This is a genomic window from Paracraurococcus lichenis, from assembly GCF_030657435.1.
GTDB lineage: Bacteria > Pseudomonadota > Alphaproteobacteria > Acetobacterales > Acetobacteraceae > Paracraurococcus > Paracraurococcus lichenis.
Genome location: NZ_JAUTWS010000199.1, coordinates 1 through 4,373 on the forward strand (window position 1 = coordinate 1; position 4,373 = coordinate 4,373).

The 4,373-nt window shown below is 66.1% G+C and carries 6 protein-coding genes; 3 read left to right on the forward strand and 3 right to left on the reverse strand.

From position 1 onward, the window contains the following. From Q7A36_RS38580 to Q7A36_RS38590, 3 genes are all read left to right on the forward strand, one after another. The coding region (locus tag Q7A36_RS38580) for an IS630 family transposase (protein ID WP_305109097.1) at positions 1–583 on the forward strand (583 nt) is incomplete at its 5' end. A 216-nt stretch (positions 584–799) separates the two neighbouring features. Next, positions 800–1,141: a calcium-binding protein gene (locus Q7A36_RS38585; protein WP_305109098.1), complete on the forward strand. Its 342-nt coding sequence runs from the start codon at positions 800–802 to the stop codon at positions 1,139–1,141. Between the two features lie 16 nt (positions 1,142–1,157). Then, positions 1,158–1,457, forward strand: a complete 300-nt coding sequence (locus Q7A36_RS38590; RefSeq protein WP_305109099.1) for a hypothetical protein — start codon at positions 1,158–1,160, stop codon at positions 1,455–1,457. Positions 1,458–1,568: 111 nt separating this feature from the next. Here the strand turns inward: Q7A36_RS38590 and Q7A36_RS38595 are convergent, their stop codons facing one another. From Q7A36_RS38595 to Q7A36_RS41965, 3 genes are all read right to left on the reverse strand, one after another. Continuing rightward, on the reverse strand, positions 1,569–2,735 hold the full coding sequence (locus tag Q7A36_RS38595; RefSeq protein WP_305109100.1) for a multidrug effflux MFS transporter: 1,167 nt from the start codon (positions 2,733–2,735) through the stop codon (positions 1,569–1,571). 237 nt (positions 2,736–2,972) lie between these two features. Continuing rightward, on the reverse strand, positions 2,973–3,395 hold the full coding sequence (locus Q7A36_RS38600) for a septal ring lytic transglycosylase RlpA family protein (RefSeq protein WP_305109101.1): 423 nt from the start codon (positions 3,393–3,395) through the stop codon (positions 2,973–2,975). Positions 3,396–4,121: 726 nt separating this feature from the next. Continuing rightward, the gene (locus tag Q7A36_RS41965) at positions 4,122–4,271 is read right to left on the reverse strand and encodes an MGMT family protein (protein WP_370655797.1); all 150 of its coding nucleotides are present in this window, start codon (positions 4,269–4,271) and stop codon (positions 4,122–4,124) included. Positions 4,272–4,373: the final 102 nt, after the last annotated feature.

A 4,373-nucleotide genomic window follows, 5' to 3' on the forward strand; every position in this document is an offset into this window, starting at 1 on the left:
GCGCTGGCTGCGGCGGGAGTACCCGGCGATTGCGGCGCGGGCCAGGGCAGAGGGCGGCGTGATCTTCTGGGGCGACGAGAGCGGCCTGCGCTCGGACGACGTGCGCGGCCGCAGCTACGCCCCGCGGGGCGAGACCCCGGTGGTCCGCCCCAATCACCGACGCGCCAATGTCGGCCTGGTCTCGGCGGTGACCAACAGGGGCGAGGTGCGCTGGATGATCCTCAATGGCGCGATCAAGGCCCCGACCCTGATCCGCTTCCTCGAGCGCCTGGTGCGCGAGGCCGGGCGCAAGGTATTCCTCATCCTCGATCGCTTGCAGGTGCACCGGGCGCGGCTGGTCCGCGACTGGCTGGCGGGGCGCGAGGCTCGGATCGAGGTATTTCACCTTCCGGCCTACAGCCCCGAGCTCAACCCGGACGAGGGTGTGAACGGCGACGTCAAGCAGGTGGTCACCGCCAAGCCGCTGGCGCGCAGCAAGTCGCAGCTCAAGCAGACCGTCGTCAACCACATGCGCAGCCTGTCCAAGCGACCGGACCGCATTCGCGCCTTCTTCCGCCATCCGCAATTCCGCTACGCAGCCTAGCTCAAGAACACTACGGCCGGCTCAATAGCGGTCGGTCGACCCTGCCCCCCACGGTTTTGCATGCTCTCCCTGACGCCACCGTCGGGCTAGGTTTTCGACATCTCAGCCGAAATGTAATCTCTGGAGTTCGGGCGGTGGACTCGCTCTGGCCCTTGCCTCTGGGATAGGAGCCCTGGCCGGAGAACGGTGGCATGTCTCAATCTAATCGAGGGCAACATGACAAGGAGAAAGGGTGACGAAGGCAAGACGGTCGATGCGAAGCGGCTCAACGCGCTGATCGAGGAGGCGACTGTCGACTGCTACGACGAGACCGAGCAGGAGACGGGTCTTTTCACCATGATTGAGGACAACCTGGAGCTGCCGTTCCACACACGGGTCCTGGGTCTGGAGGTGACCGTCGTCGCTGTTGAGCAGAGTGATGACGGTAGCCCGGTTGCCGTTTGCCGGCACGGCCGCGAGACCCAGCGCATCTCCCTGCTGCATTTGCCACTGCCGTCACCTCCGCCAAACGGGGCCGAGTGGATCGCCGCCTACTGTCACTGGGCGAGGAACGGTTAAGGCGCGGGACACGCACATGAGCGAGTTCCAGTACTACGGGATCCAAGCGACCGACCGTTCCCTCGACGAGGAGGCGCAGCAGGCAATGCGGCGCATATCCACGCGGGCCCTGATCACGCCGCACAGCCTCGTGAACACTTATCTGTGGGGTGACTTCAAGGGCAACCCGCGAGAGCTCGTGGCGCGGTGCTTCGACCTCTTTGTCTACTGGGCCAACTGGGGCAGCCGCAGGGTGTTCATCCGCCTGCCGCTTCAATCTGTAGATTTGGCCGCCATCATCTCTCGCCCACGCTCGAGCCCTACAAGGGTCACGTAGGGCCTTTGAGGCGCCGCACCTGCTCGGGACTTGTTGGCGGTATGAGTTCACCCCGGCGACACTCGTAGGGCGGAAAACGGGCATACGCCCGCCCCGGCGTCGAACTAGCAGCTAACGCATCGGGCGCGCCAGGCATGCAGCGGTAGCGCCGGCCACGCCGAGCAGCATCAGCAGTGCCATAGGCCTGGGCGTGCCGTCCGTCAGCGCCCCGACCAGCGCACTGCCGGCCGCGGCCAGGGTGAATTGCAAGGTACCCATTAGAGCTGAGGCGCTCCCGGCCCGCGTCGGATGCCGCGACATGGCACCGACCGCGGCATTGGGGAAGACCAATCCGGAGCAGGCCAGGGCGAGTGCGCCCGGCAGGTAGACGCCGAGGAAGCCACCGACCCCGGTGAACACGCTGACGACGAGCGCCAGCACCGCGCCGGCGCAGATCCTGAGGGCCAGGGCCGGCACCTCGCGCGCGCCAAAGCGACGCAGCAGCCAGGGATTGAGCTGCGAGGCGGCTATGAAGCCGGTTGCGCTCACGGCGAAAAGCAGGCCGAAATGCTCCGGTGGGATGTGGAACTGCCGGATGTAGACCTCCGGCGCGCCGCCGATGAAGGCGAAGACGATGAAGCTGCTGGCGCCGGCCATGATCGTGTTGGTCAGGAAGCCGCGCTCCCGTGCAATGCGGAGGAAATCGCCAAGCAGGGCCGCCGGGGCGCGCCGCACGCGCCTGACGAGCGGCAGGGTCTCGGGCAGTAAAGTCGTGGCGAGCAGGCAGGACGCGAGACCGTAGGCGGTGCAGGCCCAGAAGATCGCAAGCCAGCCCCCGGCACCCAGCAGAAATCCCCCAAGCGTTGGCGCGAGTATCGGGGCGGCGCCCATCACGAGCATCAAGCGCGACATCAGTCGCGCCGCCTCATGCCCATCGGCGAGGTCGCGCACCACGGCGCGCGGGATGACCGCGCTAGCCGCGCCACCGAAGGCCGCGGCGCAGCGCCAGGCCGAGAGTGCCGTCATGTTCAACGCCAAGGCACAGCCCACGGAAGCAAGCGTGTAGAGCGCCGTGCCGAGGACCAGTGGCCGCCGGCGCCCGAGCCGATCTGCCAGCGTGCCCTGGACGAGCTGCCCGACCGCGAGCCCAACGAACCAAGCTGCGAGGGTCACCTGCGCCCCGCCCCAGCCTGTACCGAGCTCGGCCTCGATGGCCGGGAAGGCAGGCAGGTACATGTCGGTCGAGACAGGGCCGATGGCCGTCAAAAAGCCGAGCAGCAGGGGAAGCCAACGGGGCATGGGGGTCGGTATGATCCGATTTGCAGAGGTAACAGGAATGGTTGGATCTAACAAACAGGGCAGCCCGACGAAGGTCGGTGCAGGCCGAATCCGCGTCCCATTCGTCTGAGCAGCCAGACAGGCCCTGCGGGTGCGACACAGGGTGTCTTAATGTGCGGGCGCGCAGGGGCGTCGGGGTAGGAATCCTGCCCTCAGCGCGCGCGCAGTAGCAGATGCATCGTATGCCTGCTCAGGCCCTCAATCGGGTGCTTCGGCCAACTCGACCGGCACCACCGCGACTGGTGCGACGCCCTGCACGACCATGCCCAGGTGCTCCGCAAGTCGCGGGCTCAGGTCGATGATGCGACCCTGAACGAACGGGCCGCGGTCCTCCACGGTGGCGGTCGCGGCGCGGCCATTGCCGAGATTGGTGACCAGGACCTTCGTGCCGAAGGGTAGCGTCCGGTGGGCCACCGAGGTGGACCGAGGATCGAAGCGGCGACCGTTAGCCATCCGACGACCGTTGAATTCGGGACCGTAGTAGGACGCCTGGCCCAGTTGCTGTCCGCCGATTGGCCGGACCCGGTGCCCATCCGCCAGCGTGGCAGTGCCAGCCGGCTTCGAAGCGGTCGGCTCCACCGGTTCAGCAGGGGAGGAGGGCGGCTTGGCGATAACCGGCATCGCCGCGGTGTTTGGAGCACAGCCGCCCGCTAAGGACACAAGGCCGAGTGCAGCGCAACCTACTGCAACCTGCCAAGCAGCTTCCCCTCTCGTGAGGCCGTCGGCGTTTCGCGACTTCCGGCGGTGCATGGCCGTAGCACAGGTGGCATAGGCAGCCGTGGTGTGGTGGCGCTTGGACGCCATTCAGAGCTCCTCCTCGATATGATGACGTGCGAGCGAGGAGCGCCGTGTCGGACGAGGCCGGGATACGACAGCGGGCTTGGGTGATAGCACCCATGACGCTCAGCCGCGTGATGCTGCAATGCAGCAAGATGTGCTTACAGCGAGCTCGGCAGCCGCGCAAGGGCTCACAACGAGCGATGGAATACCCGTCGCATCATCCTGAAAATGCCGAGATGGTCGCTCGAAGTTTGGGCTGGAGGCCAGCTTGGTCGAAGCTGCTTCGCGGAACGTGCAGAGGCGAACAACGCACGCCGATTGGGCCGTCGCACCCCTGCGGAGAACCACTCCTCCGACTGCGTTAAAATTGTGCCAGGAGGCGGGCGCCGCAACTACCAATGGTTGGGTCGTCCTGAGGGCTCTTTCCAACGCCAGCGGCGGGTCTCGGCCGGCAACCGCGGTTCGCCCGCCAGCTTACAACTTATGGCCCGATCTAGAGTGAGCACATGGCCGCAGCCATACTGACCCCCGGCATCTCCCCTCACCACCTCTGAAGCCTGTCGAGTGTCAGAATCTAAAGGCAAGCTGCACTGGCTCTGGCTGATCCACACGCCGAATGCCTTCGAGCTCGAGCATGTGCGCTTTGGAAGCCGAGCCGCCTGGTGCGGAAAAGCCTCCTATCTTCCCTCCGGCGGCAAGGACGCGGTGACAGGGGATGAGCTGCCCCCGGTTTCCCTGGACACCGCTTTGTCCTACCGGGAACCGAGATGGTGAACTGCAACATGACCCAGAACACTCGAGATGACGTGGTGGATGGGC